The organism is Sphingopyxis sp. (assembly GCF_050916055.1).
Lineage (GTDB): Bacteria > Pseudomonadota > Alphaproteobacteria > Sphingomonadales > Sphingomonadaceae > Sphingopyxis.
In genome coordinates, this window is sequence record NZ_CP051527.1 from 2,119,945 (window position 1) to 2,138,282 (window position 18,338).

The following is an 18,338-nucleotide window of genomic DNA, read 5'->3' on the forward strand; positions in this document are numbered from 1 at the left end:
ACCTAGCCCGTACCGCCTGTCTGCCAGCGCTAAGCCAGCCCGCCAAGCCCGAAGAGCAACAGACCGAAGCCAAGCGCAACCAGGCCGGTGGCCACGATCAGTCCGGTGACGCGCGCCGCCGAAAAACGCCGCATGGCCACGAACACGATCGCCGTGTTGACCCCGATCGCGATCAACGGCGCATAGAGCAGAACCCAGTCGTAACTGAATTCGCGGCGAACCCGGACCAGCTCCCACTGCTCCAGAATCAAGCCATAGAACGTGATCGCGGCCAGCCAGACGACGGCAAAAACGGCCACGAACAGCGCACTGGCCGCCAGGCAACCGACGTCGCCCGGCGGCGCAGCGCGGTCGCTGTCGCGGCTCAACTGCCGCCGATTTCGCTGCGCGACGGGGTGCCTGGCGCGACGGCCGGGGCGCTCCAGGTGAGGACGGGCTTGCGCGCTGCCAGAGTCTCGTCGAGACGCGCGCGCGGTGCGAAATGCGGCGCCGATTTGAGCGCGGGGTCGCCCTGCTTGGCCCGCAGCGCGACGCTGCGCAGCGCGCCGATGAACTGGTCGAGCGCTGCCTTCGATTCGGTTTCGGTCGGTTCGATCAGCATCGCGCCATGGACGACGAGCGGGAAATAGACCGTCATCGGGTGGAAACCCTCGTCGATGATCCCCTTGGCGATGTCGAGCGTCGTGAAACCTTCGGCGAGCCCGCCGTCGGTGAACAGCGCCTCGTGCATGCACGGGCCCGACGCCGCGAACGGCGCGTCGAGCACGTCCTCTAGGCTGCGCAGGACATAATTGGCGTTGAGCACCGCATCTTCGGCGACCTGTTTCAGCCCGTCGGCGCCGTGGCTGAGAATATAGGTCAGCGCGCGGGTGAACATGCCCATCTGGCCGTGGAAAGCGGTCATCCGTCCGAAGGTCTGCGGATGCTCGTCGCCCGCGCTTTCCTCCTCGACCAGCTTGAACGAACCGTCGGCGTAGCGCGCGGCGTAAGGGATCGGCCCGAAGGGAGCGAGCGCCTTCGACAGCACCACCGGCCCCGAACCCGGACCGCCGCCGCCATGCGGGGTCGAAAAGGTCTTGTGCAGGTTGATGTGCATCGCGTCGATGCCAAGGTCGCCGGGCCGCACCTTGCCGACGATCGCGTTGAAGTTGGCGCCGTCGCAATAGACATAACCGCCGACCGCATGGACCGCGTCCGAAATCGCCTTCATATCGCGCTCGAACAGGCCGCAGGTGTTCGGGTTGGTGATCATCACCCCGGCCACGTCGGGGCCGAGCCGCGCCGTCAGCGCGTCGAGATCGACGCGGCCTTCGGGGGTCGCGGGAATATCCTCGACGGTGAAGCCGGCAAAGGCCGCGGTCGCGGGGTTGGTGCCGTGCGCGCTTTCGGGGACCAGCAGCACGCGTCGGTCCTCGCCGCGCGCTTCCAGCGCCGCCTTGATGCACAGGATGCCGCAAAGCTCGCCATGCGCGCCCGCCTTGGGCGACATGGCGACGCCGTGCATGCCGGTGAGCTTGATCAGCCACATCGCGAGTTCGTTGATGACGGCGAGCGCGCCCTGCACCGTTTCCTGCGGCTGGAGCGGATGGATATCGGCGAACCCCGGCATCCGCGCGACCTTTTCGTTGAGGCGCGGGTTGTGCTTCATCGTGCAGCTGCCGAGCGGAAACAGGCCGAGGTCGATCGCATAATTCTGGCGGCTGAGACGCGTGTAGTGACGCACCGTTTCCGCCTCGCTCAGCCCCGGCAGGCCAATTGGCGCGGTGCGCGCCAAAGCGCCGAAATCCGCTGCCGACACCTCTTCATCGAAATCGACGCCCGTCGTCGCGCTGTTGCCGATCTCGAAGATCAGCGCCTCTTCGAGCATCAGCGCGCGGTTGCCGGTAAAGGTCGCGGTGCCCTGGGCGGCGTCACACGCCGTCATTTCAGGCCGCCATCCGGCCGTATTGAGCGCGGTCATGCCAGCACCTCCTTCAGCGCGCCCGCAAAGGCCGCGATATCCGCTTCGGTCGTGGTTTCGGTCACGGCGACGACCAGTCCGTGGTCGATCGCGTGATTGTCGGGATAAAGGCGGCCGAGCGACACGCCACCGAGGATGTCGCTTTCGGCCAGCTTGTGAATTACCGGGCGCGCCTCGGTCGGCAGCAGCAGGGTGAATTCGTTGAAGAAGCTTTCGTTCATCACCGATACCCCCGGCACCTGCGCCAGTTCGGCGGCGGCTGCCTTGGCGCGCGCATGGTTGATGCCCGCGAGGCGGCGAAGCCCTGCTTCGCCGAGCAAAGTCATGTGGATGCTGAAGGCTAACGCACAAAGGCCAGAATTGGTGCAGATATTGCTCGTCGCCTTTTCGCGGCGGATATGCTGTTCGCGGGTCGACAGGGTCAGCACATAACCGCGCTTGCCATCGGCATCGACGGTCTCGCCGCACAGCCGCCCCGGCATCTGGCGGACATATTTGGCCTTGCACGCGAAGAGGCCGACATAGGGACCGCCGAACTGGAGCCCGACGCCGACCGACTGGCCTTCGCCGACAACGATGTCGGCGCCCATTTCGCCCGGCGACTTGATGAGGCCGAGCGCGACGGGTTCGGTGACCACCGCGATCAGCAGAGAGCCGGCGGCCTGACACGCGGCGGCTAGTGCAGTCATGTCGTCGATGCGGCCGAGGATGTCGGGGTATTGCACGACGACGCAGCTAGTGTCCTTGTCGATCGCGTCGGTGAGCGCGGCCCAGTCCGTGCCGGCTGCAAGCGCAGGATCACCATCGACCAGCACGTCGCCGGTGTATTTGGCCATCGTGCGCGCCACGCTGCGATAATGGGGGTGCAGGCCGGTCGACAGCAGTGCCTTGCCACGGCGGGTAATGCGCCGCGCCATCACGATCGCTTCCCAGCAGGCGGTCGAGCCGTCGTACATCGACGCATTGGCGACGTCGGTGCCGAACAGCCGCGCCACCTGCGTCTGGAATTCGAACAGCATCTGGAGCGTGCCCTGCGCGATTTCGGGCTGGTATGGCGTGTAGGCGGTCAGAAACTCGCCGCGCTGGATCAGATGATCGACGCTGGCCGGGACATGGTGGCGATAGGCGCCGGCGCCGAGGAAGAAGGGTCCGTCGCCCGCCGCGCGGTTGCGGCGCGCCAGCGCCCCCATGTGACGCTCGACCGCCAGTTCGCTGGCGTGCATCGGCAGATCGGCGATCGGTCCATCGAGCCGTGCCGCGGCGGGAACGTCGGCGAACAGATCGTCGATCGCCGCGGCGCCGATCGCGCCGAGCATTGCGGTGCGATCGTCGGGAGTGAGGGGGAGATAGCGCATGGTTTACTCCGGTGAAGCGTCGGGGTTTGTCGAAAAAAGCTGCGCCGTATCGGTCAGCGTGCCGGCGAAGACCGCAGGACCGGCGTGCGTCGTGCGGATCCAAGGCGCCAGCCAGATGCGAAATCCGGTATCGCGGACGCGGCGGCAAAAGGCATAATCGTCCGACAGCAGCGCCTGCGTCTCGGGCTCGATCAGCGGACAGAAAAAAGCAGGCTCGAGTTCGCCGATGCCGTGCGCCTGCCGTTCGGCGGGGTCGGGGCGAAATGCGAGTTCGGGCATCGCCGCGCGCATCCCTTCAAGCACCTCGCGGCGGATGAGCATCATCGCGGTGCCGAGCCGCGCCAACTCGACCAGATCGGTCATTTTGAAGCTCTGCCCCGGATGCAGGAACTGGAGCGCGAACTCGCCCGAGTAGCGCGCCAGATCGGCCGGATTGTCCTTCGCCAGCCCCAGTTCGACCGCGCGCGCGACGTTGCGCCAATTGATCATCCGCCGCGGGTAGGCGCCGCCGAGCACCCCGCATTGCGGATGGGCGTCCATCACGCGGATCAGCGAAAACACGTCCTCGGCCGAAAAATCGATGTCGGCGTCGATGAACAGCATGTGGGTGCAGTCGCTGGCGAGAAACATTGCGGTCAGCGTGTTGCGGGCGCGGGTGATCGAAGGCTGGTAGAGGATGAACTCGAACCGCACCGCCATGCCGATCGCCTGCGCCTGCAGCGCCAGGTTGAGCGCCGCGCGCACATAGGTGCCCTGCGCCCCCTCATAGATGGGCGTCGCCACCATCAGGCGGCATTCGGCAAGGGCGCGATCGGGCGCGGTCATCGTTTTGCCCCCTCCCGGATTGGGGGAGGGGTCCGGCTCACAGATCGTCGCAGAAGGATTTGTACGCTGCGGCGTTCATCAGCCCGTCGAGCTGGCTCTTGTCGGCGAGCGTCATGCGAAAGAACCAGCCTTCGCCTTCGGGGTCCGAATTCACGAGCGCGGGATCTTCCTCGAGCTGCGCATTGCCTTCGGTCACCGTACCGTCGACGGGGGCATAGACGTCGCTTGCCGCCTTCACCGATTCGACCACCGCGGCGTCGCCGCCCTGGCTGAGTTCGGCGCCGGTGTCGGGCACCTCGACGAACACGATGTCGCCAAGCTGGCCCTGCGCGAAATCGGTGATGCCGACCGTCGCGACGTCGCCGTCGACGTCGATCCATTCATGTTCTTCGGTGTAATAACGCGGCATCGGTCAGGCTCCCTGTTTGCGCACATAGCGGTGTGGAATGAATGGCATGGCGGTGACGGTGCATGGTACGCGCTTGCCGCGCACTTCGGCGGCGACCGCCGTGCCGGGTTCGGCTGACCCGCGCGGAACATACCCCATGGCGATCGGCGCGCCGACGCTGGGGGCAAAGCCGCCCGAGGTCACGACGCCGATTTCGGTGTTGCCGTCGAACAGCTTTGCGCCCTCGCGCACCGGCAGCTTGCCATCGATGGTCAGGCCGACGCGCTTGCGCGGGCTGCCGTCGGCAAGATGACCTAGGATGCGCGCCGCGCCGGGAAAGCCGCCATCTTCGCGGCGGCGCTTGCTGATCGCGAAAGCCAAGTCGCCTTCGACCGGATCGATGTCTTCGTCGAGGTCGTGGCCGTAGAGCGGCAGGCCGGCCTCGAGGCGCAGACTGTCGCGCGCGCCGAGGCCGATCGGCATCACCTCGGGCTCAGCGCAGAGCGCGTCGGCGAAGGCGGTCAGCGCTTCATTGGGCAGCGAAATTTCGAACCCGTCCTCGCCGGTATAGCCCGAACGGCTGAGCGCGATAGCGTGGCCCTGCCATTCGGCGCGCATCGCCTGCATGAAGACGAGCGAGGCGGCTTCGGGCACCAGCCGCGCCAGCGCATCGACCGCCTTCGGGCCCTGCAGCGCGAGGAGGCCGTAATCGTCATTGTGGTTGAGGGTGATGTCGTCGGGCAGGTTTTCGCGCAGATAGCCGATGTCGTCCCACTTCACCGCGCCGTTGACGACGATGCCATATTGGTCGCCCTCGTTGGTGATCATCAGGTCGTCGAGGATGCCGCCGTCCTCGGCGAGCAGCAGCGAATAGCGCATCCGGCCGGGCTTCAGCGCAGAGATGTCGCCGGGGACGAGCACTTCGAGCGCTTCGGCGGCGCCGACGCCCGAGAGCGCGAGCTGGCCCATGTGGCTGACGTCGAAGAGGCCGGCGCTGTCGCGGACCCACATATGTTCGGCCATAATGCCTTCATACTGGATCGGCATCCAGTAGCCGGCGAATTCGACCATGCGGGCGCCCTTGGCGCGGTGCCAGGCGTCGAGCGGGAGGGTGGCGGTTTCGGGGGGGATTTCGCCGCTATTTTCACTATCATCGCGCATATCGCACTCCCGTTCAAAGCACGGCAAGGGGCGGCAAAATGCCGTCTTGTCGCCATGCCCCCTCTGTCACGGGAACCTGAGAGTTTTCCTCCATATATCATGGAGTTACCCCTTCGGTGGCCGGGGCGCGAGCCGCGGCGCTTTCCAGAGTGTCCGTTCCGGCCTGCGCGGTCCTGCTGACCTGAGAGTTTCCGGGGCGGTTGCTCCTTCGGTGGCGGTGCAGGTCGCCCTGCCCCGCGCTCTCCCGCGCGGCCGGTCGAATCCCCGAAAGAATGCGACAGACAGGCGAGCCTTGGCGCTGCCCCCGACCGGAGTCAATCGGCGAGCGCGCGGATCGCGTCGTTTTCGTGGATATACGCGCCGGACGGGGCGCGGCCGACAAGCGCGACGATGGCGCGCGCGACGGCATCGGCGCGGATCGCGCGATAACGGCGGAGCGAGCCGTGCAGCAGCGCGTCGGTGAGCGGCGCCGCGAGCATGGCAATCCCCTCGCCCAGCCGCGGCGGCCCGTCGCGGTCGCCGAGCAGAAGCCCCGGTCGCAAAACGTCGAGCCGTTCGAAACCGAGCGCGCGCAATCCATCCTCGGCCTCGCCCTTGGTGCGCAGATAGAAGTTGCCCGCCTTGGCCGCGGCGCCGACCGAACTGACGACGATCGCCTGCGCCGCGCCGCCGGCGCGGGCGCCGCGCGCCGCGGCGAGCAGCAGGTCGTGGTCGATGGCGCGGAACGCCGCCTGTGACCCCGCCTGGCGGATCGTGGTGCCGAGGCACGAAATCAGCACCGCGGGGCGCTCGGCGGCGATGATGTCGGCCCAGCGATCGGGCGGCGCGACGAGCAGCGCGTGGTGCGGCGGCACATCGGCAAGTTCGCGGCGCGCGAGGATCGTCAGCCGGCGCGCACCGGCGGCCGCAATGACCGATTGGCCGACCAGCCCGGTCGCGCCGACGATCAGCGCCTCAGACATGCGCGAGCGCTGCGGGGACGGCGTTGCGGCCGAACAGTTCGGCGTAGCGCTGGATGGCGAAGCGGTCGGTCATCCCGGCAATATAGTCGCCGATGTGGCGCACCGTCGCGGTCTTTTCGGCGGGCAGGCGCGCCGCCCAGTCGGCACCCATCAGCGTGGGATCGCCGGCATAAGCGGCAAAGAGCGCACCGACGACCTCGCTCGCCGCCGCGGCGGCGGCGATCTGTTCGGGGTGGTGGTAGAGGTTGGCGTACATGAAGCGCTTGAGATCGCGTTCCTTCGCTGCAAGATCGGGCGAAAAGCCGCCGAGGGTGCGGCCCGCGGCGCGGACGTCGGCGACGCTGGCGACCCCGGCAGCGGCGACGTTGGCGGACGTCGCGGCGATCACGTCGTTGACCATCACGCCGATCTGGTCGCGCACCAGTTCGCGCAGCAGCCGGTCGCGCGGGGCGCCGGGAAAGCGGCTCTCGACGCCGCGAAAATTGGCCGCGACGAACGGCTGTTCGAGCAGCTGGTCGAGGCACAGCAGCCCGGCGCGCAGCCCGTCGTCGATGTCGTGGTTGTCGTAGGCGATGTCGTCGGCGACCGCCGCGACCTGCGCCTCGAGGCTGGCATGGCTGGCGAGGTCGAGCGGAAATTCCCCGTCGATCTGGGCCAGCGCCCAGCCCGGATGGAGGGCCGGGCCGTTGTGCTTCGCCAGCCCTTCGAGCGTTTCCCAGCCGAGGTTCAGCCCGTCGAACAGCGGATAAGGGCATTCGAGCCGCGCCAGGGTGCGCAGCGTGTGGCCGTTGTGGTCGAAACCGCCGTGCGCCGCCATCGCGGCCTTCAACGCATCCTCGCCGGCATGGCCGAACGGCGGATGACCGATATCGTGCGCAAGGCACAGCGCCTCGGTCAGATCCTCGTTGAGCCCGAGCGCGCGGGCGATGCCGCGGCCGATCTGCGCCACCTCTATGCTGTGGGTCAGGCGGACGCGATAATGGTCGCCGTCGGGGGCAACGAACACCTGCGTCTTGTGGCGCAGGCGGCGAAAAGCGATCGAATGGACGATGCGGTCGCGGTCGCGCTGGAACACGTCGCGCGGCCCGCGCACGACCCGCCCGACCTCGCCGTGGAGGCGGCCGCGGCTGGCGGCCGGGTCGCTGGCGCAGGCGGAAACGGAGTCAGAGGCGGCCAAAGATCAATCCTCCCTGTGGCGCAGCCATGGGGAGGGGGACCGCCGCGAAGCGGGTGGTGGAGGGGCAAAGACGGTGCGGCATGGCCCCTCCGTCAGCCTTTCAGGCTGCCACCTCCCCATGGCTTCGCCACAGGGAGGATTGGTGACAACGTCCATCAAGTTCACTTGATCGGATCGACGGTTTCGCCCGCCTCGCTGTTGAACAGGAAGCCGTCGCCCTCGGCCTTTTTATAGTCGCCGAGCCAGTCCTGCGCCGCCTTGCGGTTGGCGAAGGGGCCGACGAGCAGGCGGCGCGTCTGGCCCCATGCGGCGGTCGCCCCCATCTTGCCCTTGAACAGCGCGGCGTTGCGTTTGGAAAAGCGGTTATAGTCGAAGGCGAGCGCCTTTGGATTGGCGCCGGTCGCGATCTGGACCCAGATGCGTGCCGGGTTCGCCTTCTTTTCGGCGGCGTCGGCCTTGGCCTTCGCCTCGGCTTCCGCCTTGACCTTGGCGGCGGCGGCGTCCTTTTCGCGCTTCGCGTCCTCGGCGGCTTCCGCCTGCCGCTTTTCCTGTTGCAGCCGCGCCAGCACCTCGGCGCCGATCGCGTTGTCGGGGCGGTCGAGCTCCTCGGGCGGGATTTCGATCGAGCCGACGATATCGGCGAGCGACGCCAGCGGCGGCGCGGCGACGGGTGTCGGCGCCGGAATTGCGGCGGGCGGCGTGGACGCAGAGACAGGCGGCGGCGAGGCGAAAGGCGTCGAGGCCGCCGGTGCGGGGGTTGTCGCCGCGGCGGCCGCGGGGCGGCCGATGTCGGTGATCGAAAAGCCCGGTCCGACGGGGCCGGCGCGCGGATCGACCGCGACGCCGATCGGGGTCGTCGATGCGGGCGCCGGGCGCGGCGTCGCAGCTGTCGGTGACGGGATCGGGGCCGGCGTCGCCGCGGGCGGCGGCGTCGGCGTCGGGACCGCTGCCAGCGCGCGCGCCGGCGTCGGAGCAGGCGTGGGCGTGGGCGTGGGCGTCGGTATTGGCGTCGGTGTAGGTGTCGGCGCGGGAGTCGCACGGACCGGCGGGGTCGCGGCGGGCGCCAGATCGGCGGCGCGGCGCACGGTGACGGGCGCCGCGGCGGCCGGCGACAGCGTGCCGCGCGCGCGCTCTCGCTCGCTGCTGGCGCGGCGGCGACTGGACGTCGACGGCGACGGGGTGGGCGCCGGGGCCGGGGTCGCCGCCGCCATCTGCACCGGCGCGCGCGCCGGGCCGAGCTGACCGGTCGGGAAGCGCCCGAAATGCGCCGCCGCGGCCTGCTGTGCCGGGTTGAGCCGGTTCATCTGGGTGAGATAGGGCAGGATGTTGCGCGCCAGCGCCGGCGGCATCGTCGCGTTGACGATTTCGGTCGCCTCCTTCTCGCGCCCGTTGATCGCGAGGATGATCGCGCGCAGGCGCCAGGCGCCGCGATCCTGTTGGCGCAGTTGCGGCGCCAGCATCTGGATCGCGCGGTCGGCCTGACCGCTGATCCCGAGCGACAGCGCGTAGCGGCGCTGAACTTCGTCGTTCGGCGCCACCGACAGCGCCAGCTGGTAATCGCGCTGCGCCGCATCCTGCTGGCCGAGCAGGTCGCGCGCAAAACCGCGGTCGGCGAGGAACAGCCGTTCGGAGGCGCCGAGCAGTTGCGCCTCGCCGAAATAATCGAGCGCGCGGGTCGGGTTTTCCATGTGGACCATCGCCGCACCGAGCGCCGCTTTCACCGCGCCGTCGCGCGGGCTGCCCTGTTCGGCGCGGACGAGGAAGCCGAGCGCGGCGCGATAATCCTCCAGATCGATCGAGGCGCGGCCGGCGTCGAGCAAGGCGCGGGTGTCGCCCGCATTGGACGCAAGACGCGCGAGCGCCGCCGACAGCAAGGTACGCGCCGCGGTGCGCCGGTCCATCGCGGCGCGGGTCGCGGCGTCGGGCGCCGCGGGCTGCATCGCCTGCGCCGGCCCGGCGGACACGGTGCCGGCGAGCGCGGTGCCGAGCAGGAGCAGCGCGAGCGCGCCCCTGTGGGTGCGCCCGCGCCCCGGCCTGGCCGTCAGTTTCGATCGCCGCATGGGCAAAGTCATCCCGGTTCCCGGCCCGCCTCGCCCATTTGCAGCGGCCGTTCTTTAAGCCCCGTTACTGGTTGTTCTGGCGGTTCAGGAAGCGCGGGATATCGACCCCGTCCTCCTTGTTCGCCTCGTCGCCGTCGGGCGCCGTCGAGCCGCGCGAGAGGCGCGACATGCGCTCGAACAGCGTGCCGCCGCTGGCCGGACGGCCGGCTGCGTCGTCACCCGCCGCGGCGGGCGCCGAGGCCGGCTGGTATGCCGGGGCCGGCGCTGCCGGCGCGCCGAGGACGAGTTCGTCGCTGGTGTCGTCGTAGGTCGCCGCGACCTCCGACAATTCCATCGGTTCGTCGGCTTCGGCGCTGGCGACGGGCGCGGCGGGTTCGGCCGCGTCGTTCAGCGAAAAGCCCGGTGCCGGATCGTCGTCGATGGCCTCGGGCGCCGCCTCGACGGGGGTTTCCTCGGCTTCGGGCTCGATCATTTCTTCGGCGACCGGCGCCGGCGCAGCGGTGCGCGCGGGGGCGAACGAGAAGCTGCGCGCCGCAGGTGCGGCGTGCGCCGCAGCCTCGCCATTGCTGTCGATGCCCGTGGCGACCACCGACACGCGGATCTTGCCGTCGAGCGCGTCGTTGAACGCGCTGCCCCAGATGATGTTGGCGTCGGGATCGACCAGCTCGCGAATATGGTTCGCGGCCTCATCAACCTCCATCAGGCGCATATCCTCGCCGCCGGTGATCGAGATGATGACGCCCTTGGCGCCGGCCATCGACACGCCGTCGAGCAAGGGGTTGGCGATGGCTTTCTGCGCCGCTTCGAGCGCGCGACCGTCGCCTTCGGCTTCGCCGGTGCCCATCATCGCCTTGCCCATTTCGCGCATCACGCTGCGCACGTCGGCAAAGTCGAGGTTGATCAGGCCGGGCATGACCATGAGGTCGGTGATGCCGCGCACGCCCTGTTGCAGCACTTCGTCGGCCATCGTGAACGCTTCCTTGAAGGTCGTGTTCGGATTGGCGACGAGGAACAGATTCTGGTTCGGGATGACGATCAGCGTGTCAACATGATCCTGGAGCTCGGCAATTCCGGCGTCGGCCGAGCGCATGCGGCGCTGGCCTTCGAAGGTGAAGGGTTTGGTCACGACGCCGACGGTCAGGATGCCGCGGTCGCGCGCTGCCTTGGCGATCACCGGCGCGGCGCCGGTGCCGGTGCCGCCGCCCATGCCGGCAGCGACGAAGCACATATGCGCGCCGTTCAGCGCCTCTTCGACCTGGGCGATGCTTTCCTCGGCCGCGGCGCGGCCGACTTCGGGCCGCGAGCCCGCGCCCAGCCCCTGGGTGATCTGCGTCCCGAGCTGAATGCGCCGCTCGGCCGGCGAGGCGTTGAGCGCCTGGGCGTCGGTGTTGGCGACGATGAAATCGACCCCCTCGACACGCGCCGCGATCATGTTGGCGATGGCATTGCCCCCCGCGCCACCGACGCCGATCACCGCGATCCGCGGCTTCAGCTCGTCGACCTGTGGCGGGCCAATATTGATGCTCATCAAAGAATCTCCCTGCAGCGGCGAACCCTTGCCGCTTCCCTCACCATGCGACCCTGCCGGGCGGTGGTCCTGCCGCCCGATTTTCTGGCACCGCATTGCACTATTGTGACGCGGGAATCACCCAAAAAATTAACCTTTTCGTCGGCTCGCGCCTAAAAACTGCTTTTGAGCGCGGCCATCAACCGGTTGATGATGCCCGCGTTCTTCGGCCGGTACACATCCTGCGCCATCATCGGCAGATCGCGCAGGTCGACAGGGTCCGATGCGGCATAGAGAACCAGACCCGCGAGTGTCGCGAAAGCGGGGCCGCCGTGCGCATCGGGCAGGCCGTGCAAGCCGCGCGGTCGCCCGACGCGCGCGGCGCGGCCGAGCGCGCTCTGGGTGTAATCGGCGATGCCCTTGAGGTCGGCGCCGCCGCCGACGAGGACGACCTGGCGGCCGATCGGGCCGACGAAATGCAGGTCCTTGAGCGTCCTGCCGACCTCGCCCATCATCGCGTCGAGCCGCTGGCGGATCACCGACACCAGCTGGGCGCGGGTGATGCGCGGCGAATCGCTGCCGGTCGGGGCGCCGGGGTCGAGCTCGATAATCTCGTTGTTGTCGCGCGGGCTGGCCGAGGCCGAGCCGTAGAAGCTTTGCAGGCGCTGCGCCTGGCTGCGGCGAATGCCGAAGGCCGAGGCGATGTCGTCGGTGATGTCGCTGGCGCCGAAGGGCAGCGACGCCATTTCGACGAGCATGCCGCCGGCATAGAGCGACACGGTGGTGACCGCGGCGCCCATTTCGACGAGCGCGACGCCGAGGTCGCGTTCCTCGTCGGACAGGCAGGCGAGCCCCGCGGCGATCGGCGAGGCGACCACCGCGTTGACGTCGAGATGCGCCTGGCGCACCGCCGCCTCGAGGTTTCGCACCGGGGCGCCGTCGGCCATGATGATGTGGATGTCGACCCCCAGCCGGTCGGCGTGCAGCCCGATCGGATTCTTGACCCCGGTGAGGCCGTCGAGGGTGTAGAGCGCGGGCTGGGCGTGGAGGATCATCCGCCCTTCGGGATCGATGCCGGCGCGGCCCGCGGCGAGCAGGTCGTCGACATCCTCCTTTTCGATGCGGTGGCCGCCGAGTTCGCTTTCGATCGGGGCGACGTCGCTGATCAGGCTGCCGGCCGAGAAGCTGACCCAGACGTCGTCGATGTTCAGCCCGGCGATGCGTTCGGCCTGCTCGATCGCCTCGCGCACGACATGTTCGGTCTGTTCCATGTCGGCGACATAGCCGCGCTGGACGCCGCGGCTCTCGCGCTGGCCGGTACCGAGGACGTGGAGCTGGCCGTCGGCGGTCTGCCCCGCGATCAGCGCGCAGACCTTCCACGACCCGACGTCGAGCGCGGTGATGATCTTTTCGATGCGCGGCGGCGCCATCGGCCTATCCCTTCTCCGCCGACTGGGCGTCGGCAACCGCGTCGGCGGCGGCGCGCGCGTCGTCGAGCTTCGCCGGCGCCACCTGTCCTTCGTGCGGCAGGCGTAGCACGAAACGGTCGGGATCGCGCATGTCGAAACGCAAAATGCCGCGGCCGAGCAGGCGGTTGGCGCCGTCCATATGCGCGAACTTGCCGAGCGCCGCCTTGGCCGCGGCCTCCCCCTCGGGCAGCGACAGCGTCTCGCCGCTGCGGAAGCGCAGATCCCAGCGGCGGTTACCGACCCAGGTAGCGCCCGCGAGCAGTTCCTTGAGGCTGCTTGCCTCGGCGAGCAGGCGGTCGAGATCCTGCGAGCGCTGGTTGGCGCGCGGGCCGATGACCAGCGGCAGGTCGGGCATCGTCGTGACGGTGACAGGTTCGAGGACGACCCCCTTGGCATCGATCAGCGACAGGCGCCCGCCGTGCTGCCAGATCGCCGCCGGGGTGCGTTCGACGATGTCGACAACGAGCGTTTCGGGCAGCCGCCGCGACACGCGTGCATCCTTGATCCAGCCATATTTCATCAGGTCGCCGCGCACCCCCTCAAGGTCGACCGCGGCCATCGAGCGGTCCTTTTGCGCGAGCGCGATGTCGTAGACCTTCAGCCGGTCGATGCGGTCGGCGCCGACGACTTCGACCTTCTTCACCTGAAATCCGGCGCGGCCGACCGCCTGGGCATATTCCTCGTGGATCTTGGCGGTGACCCCGGTGGCGTGCGCCGCGAGACCCGCAACCGCGAACAGGCCGATCGCGATCGTCCAGTTGGCGATCTTCTGCAGCCGCGCCGGGCTGACCGGCAGCGCGTTGATGAGCGCGTTGAGGCGCGAGGTCTGGACCTTGCGCCGCTTTTTCGGGGCGCGCGCCGGGCGGCGCGGCGGCGCCTTGGCGCGCTTGATCTTGGTGCTGCTCATATCGCTTCCCCCACGATGCGTTCGACCAGTTCGGCATAGTCCATCCCGCACGCGCGCGCCTGTTCGGGCACGAGGCTGAGCGGGGTCATCCCCGGTTGCGTATTGACCTCGAGCAGGAAAATGCCCGCGAGGCCATGTTCGTCGTCCCAGCGAAAGTCCGAGCGCGAGGCGCCCTTGCAGCCGAGCAGGCGGTGCGATTGCAGCGCCAGATCCTTCATCCGCTGCGCGACATCTTCGGGGACGTCGGCGGGGCAGAAATGTTCGGTGAGGCCGTCGGTATATTTGGCGTCATAATCGTAGAAGCCCGATTTGACGCGCAGTTCGGTGACGGCGAGCGCGGTGTCGCCGAGCACCGCGACGGTCAGCTCGCGTCCCTTGATGAACGGTTCGGCGAGCAGGCGGTCGAACTCCTGCCACGGACCGACGGCGTCGCGGGCGATCGGATTGCCGTAATTGCTGTCATCGCGGACGATCGCGACCCCGACCGACGAGCCTTCGTTGACGGGTTTCAGCACATAGGGGCGCGGCAGCGGGTCGACGGTGAACAGGCTTTCGCTGTCGACCATCGTGCCGACGGGCATCGGGATGCCGTGCGGGACGAGCGCCTGCTTGGTCAGTTCCTTGTCGATCGCGATCACCGAGGTGACGAGCCCGCTGTGGGTATATTTGAGCCCCATCAGGTCGAGCATGCCCTGCACCGTGCCATCCTCGCCCGGGACGCCGTGGAGGGCGTTGAACACGATGTCGGGCTTGGCCTCGGCGAGCCGCAGCGCGACGTCGCGGTCCATATCGATGCGCGTGACGCGGTGGCCGCGCGATTCGAGCGCGTCGGCGACGCCGTTGCCGCTCATCAGCGACACCTCGCGCTCGGCGGACCAGCCGCCCATCAGGACGGCGACATGCCAGGCACCCCGGCTCACTTCGCCACTCCCACGCGTTGAATCTCCCATTGCAGCTCCACGCCGCTCTTCGCCTTCACGCGGCGGCGGACTTCTTCGCCGAGCGCTTCGATGTCGGCGCTGGTGGCGTCGCCGGTGTTGATCAGGAAATTGGTGTGCTTTTCGCTGACCTGCGCGCCGCCGACCGCGAAGCCGCGGCAGCCAGCGTCATCGACGAGCTGCCACGCCTTGTGGCCGTCGGGGTTCTTGAAGGTCGAGCCGCCGGTTTTCGAGCGCAGCGGCTGCGAGGCTTCGCGGCTTGCCGAAATGCGGTCCATTTCGGCCTGGATCGCGCGCGCTTTGCCGGGGCGGCCGCGGAAGGTGGCGGCGACGACGACCGCGCCGTAGGGCAATTCGCTGTGGCGATAGGTGTAGCCGAGGTCGGCAAGCGCGAGGGTGCGGCGTTCGCCGGCGCGCGAAACGATGTCGGCTTCGACCAATATGTCCTTGACCTCGCTGCCGTAGGCGCCGCCGTTCATGCATACGAAACCGCCGACGGTGCCGGGGATCGAGCGCAGGAACTCAAGGCCCGCGATGCCTGCGTCGCGGGCGGTCGAGGACACGAGGATGCCCGACGCGCCGCCACCGCAGCGCAGCGTCGTCGCGTCGATCGCCTCGACCCCCGCGAACGCCTTGCCGAGCCGGACGACGACGCCGGGGAAGCCGCCGTCGCGGACGATCAGGTTCGAGCCGAGGCCGAGCGCCATCACCGGGACCGCGGGGTCGAGGTCGCGGAGGAAATCGGCGAGGTCTTCGGCGTCCTTCGGTTCGAACAGCCAGTCGGCGGGGCCGCCCGCCTTGAACCAGACGAGCGGGGCGAGCGGAGCGTGCGGGGTGAGTTTGCCGCGGACGGACGGGAGGGTGGCGAGGTCACTCACAACCGCACCCCTTCCCCGTTCGTCCCGAGCGAAGTCGAGGGACGCCCGGCGCTGCGCTGGCGTGTCTCGACTTCGCTCGACACAAACGGAGGTGGGATGGGAACGGAGAAGTTTTTCACGCCGCGCCCCCCACCGCAGCCGCCAGACCCGCCGCGATCTTGGTGATGTCGCCCGCGCCGAGGCAGATAACCATGTCGCCGGCGCCAAGGTCGCCCGCCGCGATGCTTGCGGCGAGGGTGGCGGCGAGCGCGGTGGCGTCGGCGACGACGTCAGCCTGGCGATGGCCGCGGCCGCGCAGGCCGGCGACGAGGGCGTCCGACGACACGCCGTCGATCGGCGCCTCGCCAGCGGCGTAGACGGGGAGCGCGAGCACCATGTCGGCGTCGTTAAACGCCTGCTGAAAATCGTCCATATGATCGCGCAGCCGCGTAAAGCGGTGCGGCTGGACCACCGCGACCACGCGCCCGGCGCCGACGCCTTCGCGCGCGGCGGAAAGTACGGCGCGGATTTCGACGGGGTGGTGGGCGTAGTCGTCGATGACGGTCACCACCCCCTCACCCGCCGCAATTTCGCCGACCTTGGTGAAGCGGCGCTTGACCCCGGCGAAGCCGTGGAACCCCGACACGATCTTGTCGTCGGTGACCCCCATGTGGAGTGCGACGGCGATCGCGGCGAGCGCGTTCTGGACATTGTGGCGCCCCGACATCGGCAGATGGATGCCCTCGATCGTCCGGCTGCCCCCGTCGCGGTCGCGCACGACGACGTCGAAACGGTTACCGTCGGGGCCAGGCGTCACGTTGGTGCCGCGCACGTCCGCTTGAGCAGAAAAACCATAGGTGACGATGCGGCGGTCGCGGATGCGCGGGATGATCGCCTGCACCTCGGGATGGTCGAGGCAGAGCATCGCGGCGCCATAGAAGGGCACATTTTCGATGAACTCAACGAAGGCGTCCTTGATCGCGTCGAAGCTGCCATAATGGTCGAGATGTTCGGGGTCGATGTTGGTGACGATCGCGATCGTCCCGTCGAGGCGCAGGAAGCTGCCGTCGCTCTCGTCGGCCTCGACCACCATCCAGTCGCTGGCGCCGAGGCGCGCGTTCGAGCCGTAATTGTTGATGATGCCGCCGTTGATCACGGTCGGGTCGATGCCGCCGGCGTCGAGCAGCGCCGCGACGAGGCTGGTCGTCGTCGTCTTGCCGTGGGTGCCCGCAACGGCGACGGTCGATTTGAGCCGCATCAGTTCGGCGAGCATTTCGGCGCGGCGGACGAGCGGGATGCGCTGCGCGAGCGCCGCCTCGACCTCCGGGTTGCCGCGCTTGACCGCGGTCGACGTCACCACGACCGCAGCGCCGTCGACGTTGGCTGCGTCGTGGCCGATCGCGACCTTGATCCCGCGCCCCCGCAAACCTTCGATGACATAGCCGTCGGCGATGTCGCTGCCCTGCACCTGATAGCCGAGGTTGTGCATCACCTCGGCGATCCCCGACATGCCGATGCCGCCGATGCCGATGAAGTGGATGGTGCCGATGTCGGTGGCGACGCCTTTCATCGGCGATCCCCCTGGCGCGCCGACGCCATGCCGGCGGCCGCGGCCCGTTGGCCGGGCGCCGCTCCGACGCGGATGACGTCCATCATCGGCGGCGCGGCGAGCGATTCGACAAGATCGGCGAGGTCGCGCGTCGCGTCGGGCAGACCGCAACTCGCGGCGCGCGCCGCGGCGTTTTCGAGCGCGCCGGGTTCGAGCGCCATGCGCTGGATATGCTTGGCGACCTCGGCGGGGGTGAAGGCGGGCTGCGCGAAGGAAATCGCCCCGCCCGCGTCGACCAGATCGACGACATTATAGGTCTGGTGATCGTCCATCGCGTGCGGATAGGGCACGAAGATCGCGGGACGCCCGGCGCAGGCGAGTTCGGCGACTGTCGAGGCGCCGGCGCGCGCGATGACCATATGCGCCCAGCGCAGCCGTTCGGGAAAATCGGCGACATAGGGCGCGCATTCGGCGGCGACGCCGAGTTCGGCATATTTGCCGCGCACCATCTCCAGATCGGCCTCGCGGCATTGCTGGACGACCTGCAACCGGTCGAGCAGCGCGCGCGGCAGCATCGCGATCGCCGCGGGGACGACCTCGCTGAGCACCGTGGCGCCGAGGCTGCCGCCGACGACGAGCAGGCGGAAGATGCCGTCGGTCGACAAGGGCGGGAAACCGTCTTCTCGGATCGCGACGATGTCGTCTCGGACCGGGTTGCCGGTGAGATGCTTCTTGAGCTCGTGGCCGGCCGGATAGCGCTGGATATTGCGATAGGCGACGGCGACGGCATCGACGCGCGGCGCCATCAGCCGGTTGGTGCGGCCGAGCACGGCATTTTGTTCGTGGACGACGCTGGGCCGCCGCGTGGCGCGCGCCCCGAGCAGGCTGGGGAGCGAAGGATAGCCGCCGAAGCCGACAACGACGGCGGGGTCGAATTCGCCGATCAGGTCGATCGCCAGGCGCCGCCCCTTGCGGATCGCGAGCGCCGCCTTCACCCAGCCGACCGGGCCGCCCGCGACGCGCCCGGCGGGCAGGACATGGGTTTCCAGCTCGGCCGGGGCGCCGGGAATCTTCAGGCCGCGATCGTCGCTAACCAGCGCGACGCGGTGCCCGCGCGCGATCAGTTCGGCCGCCAGCGCATAGGCGGGCAGCATATGGCCGCCGGTGCCGCCGGCGGCGAGCAGATAGTGGCGGGTCGCGGTCATGCCTGAAGTCTCATCGGC

Annotated in this window: 16 protein-coding genes and 2 riboswitches; all 16 genes read right to left on the reverse strand. The window is 68.9% G+C overall.

The window, feature by feature from the left end; genetic code table 11:
• Positions 1–29: 29 nt before the first annotated feature.
• A complete protein-coding gene (locus HEQ22_RS10340) occupies positions 30–368 on the reverse strand; it encodes a hypothetical protein (protein ID WP_432767817.1) in 339 nt (112 codons plus the stop codon).
• Entirely contained in the window at positions 365–1,960 is a 1,596-nt protein-coding gene (gene gcvPB / locus HEQ22_RS10345) for an aminomethyl-transferring glycine dehydrogenase subunit GcvPB (protein WP_432767818.1), read from the reverse strand. Before gcvPB ends, HEQ22_RS10340 begins: the two co-directional genes overlap by 4 nt.
• Positions 1,957–3,315: an aminomethyl-transferring glycine dehydrogenase subunit GcvPA gene (gcvPA, locus tag HEQ22_RS10350; RefSeq protein WP_432767819.1), complete on the reverse strand. Its 1,359-nt coding sequence runs from the start codon at positions 3,313–3,315 to the stop codon at positions 1,957–1,959. The genes gcvPB and gcvPA overlap by 4 nt, the downstream gene beginning before the upstream one ends.
• A 3-nt stretch (positions 3,316–3,318) precedes the next feature.
• A complete protein-coding gene (locus HEQ22_RS10355) occupies positions 3,319–4,140 on the reverse strand; it encodes a glycosyltransferase family 2 protein (RefSeq protein WP_432767820.1) in 822 nt (273 codons plus the stop codon).
• A 37-nt stretch (positions 4,141–4,177) separates the two neighbouring features.
• Positions 4,178–4,549 (reverse strand): glycine cleavage system protein GcvH, encoded by a 372-nt coding sequence (gcvH, locus tag HEQ22_RS10360; protein ID WP_432767821.1) that lies wholly within the window; start codon positions 4,547–4,549, stop codon positions 4,178–4,180.
• Between the two features lie 3 nt (positions 4,550–4,552).
• Positions 4,553–5,689, reverse strand: a complete 1,137-nt coding sequence (gcvT, locus tag HEQ22_RS10365) for a glycine cleavage system aminomethyltransferase GcvT (RefSeq protein WP_432767822.1) — start codon at positions 5,687–5,689, stop codon at positions 4,553–4,555.
• A 53-nt stretch (positions 5,690–5,742) separates the two neighbouring features.
• Positions 5,743–5,847, reverse strand: a riboswitch (glycine riboswitch).
• A riboswitch (glycine riboswitch) is annotated at positions 5,848–5,946 on the reverse strand.
• Positions 5,947–6,003: 57 nt separating this feature from the next.
• Entirely contained in the window at positions 6,004–6,651 is a 648-nt protein-coding gene (locus HEQ22_RS10370; RefSeq protein WP_432767823.1) for an NAD-dependent dehydratase, read from the reverse strand.
• Positions 6,644–7,828, reverse strand: coding sequence for a deoxyguanosinetriphosphate triphosphohydrolase (locus HEQ22_RS10375; RefSeq protein WP_432767824.1), 1,185 nt, complete (start codon positions 7,826–7,828; stop codon positions 6,644–6,646). Before HEQ22_RS10375 ends, HEQ22_RS10370 begins: the two co-directional genes overlap by 8 nt.
• Positions 7,829–7,989: 161 nt before the next feature.
• Complete coding sequence (locus tag HEQ22_RS10380; RefSeq protein ID WP_432767825.1) at positions 7,990–9,900, reverse strand: tetratricopeptide repeat protein; 1,911 nt, start codon at positions 9,898–9,900, stop codon at positions 7,990–7,992.
• A 52-nt stretch (positions 9,901–9,952) separates the two neighbouring features.
• Positions 9,953–11,416 (reverse strand): cell division protein FtsZ, encoded by a 1,464-nt coding sequence (gene ftsZ, locus HEQ22_RS10385; RefSeq protein WP_432767826.1) that lies wholly within the window; start codon positions 11,414–11,416, stop codon positions 9,953–9,955.
• Positions 11,417–11,568: 152 nt separating this feature from the next.
• Complete coding sequence (ftsA, locus tag HEQ22_RS10390; protein WP_432767827.1) at positions 11,569–12,825, reverse strand: cell division protein FtsA; 1,257 nt, start codon at positions 12,823–12,825, stop codon at positions 11,569–11,571.
• 4 nt (positions 12,826–12,829) lie between these two features.
• Positions 12,830–13,771 (reverse strand): cell division protein FtsQ/DivIB, encoded by a 942-nt coding sequence (locus HEQ22_RS10395; protein ID WP_432767828.1) that lies wholly within the window; start codon positions 13,769–13,771, stop codon positions 12,830–12,832.
• Positions 13,768–14,691, reverse strand: coding sequence for a D-alanine--D-alanine ligase (locus HEQ22_RS10400; RefSeq protein WP_432767829.1), 924 nt, complete (start codon positions 14,689–14,691; stop codon positions 13,768–13,770). The genes HEQ22_RS10395 and HEQ22_RS10400 overlap by 4 nt, the downstream gene beginning before the upstream one ends.
• A complete protein-coding gene (murB, locus tag HEQ22_RS10405; protein WP_432767830.1) occupies positions 14,688–15,587 on the reverse strand; it encodes a UDP-N-acetylmuramate dehydrogenase in 900 nt (299 codons plus the stop codon). Before murB ends, HEQ22_RS10400 begins: the two co-directional genes overlap by 4 nt.
• A gap of 115 nt (positions 15,588–15,702) precedes the next feature.
• On the reverse strand, positions 15,703–17,136 hold the full coding sequence (murC, locus tag HEQ22_RS10410; protein ID WP_432767831.1) for a UDP-N-acetylmuramate--L-alanine ligase: 1,434 nt from the start codon (positions 17,134–17,136) through the stop codon (positions 15,703–15,705).
• On the reverse strand, positions 17,133–18,320 hold the full coding sequence (gene murG, locus HEQ22_RS10415; RefSeq protein WP_432767832.1) for an undecaprenyldiphospho-muramoylpentapeptide beta-N-acetylglucosaminyltransferase: 1,188 nt from the start codon (positions 18,318–18,320) through the stop codon (positions 17,133–17,135). Before murG ends, murC begins: the two co-directional genes overlap by 4 nt.
• Positions 18,321–18,338 lie beyond the last annotated feature (18 nt).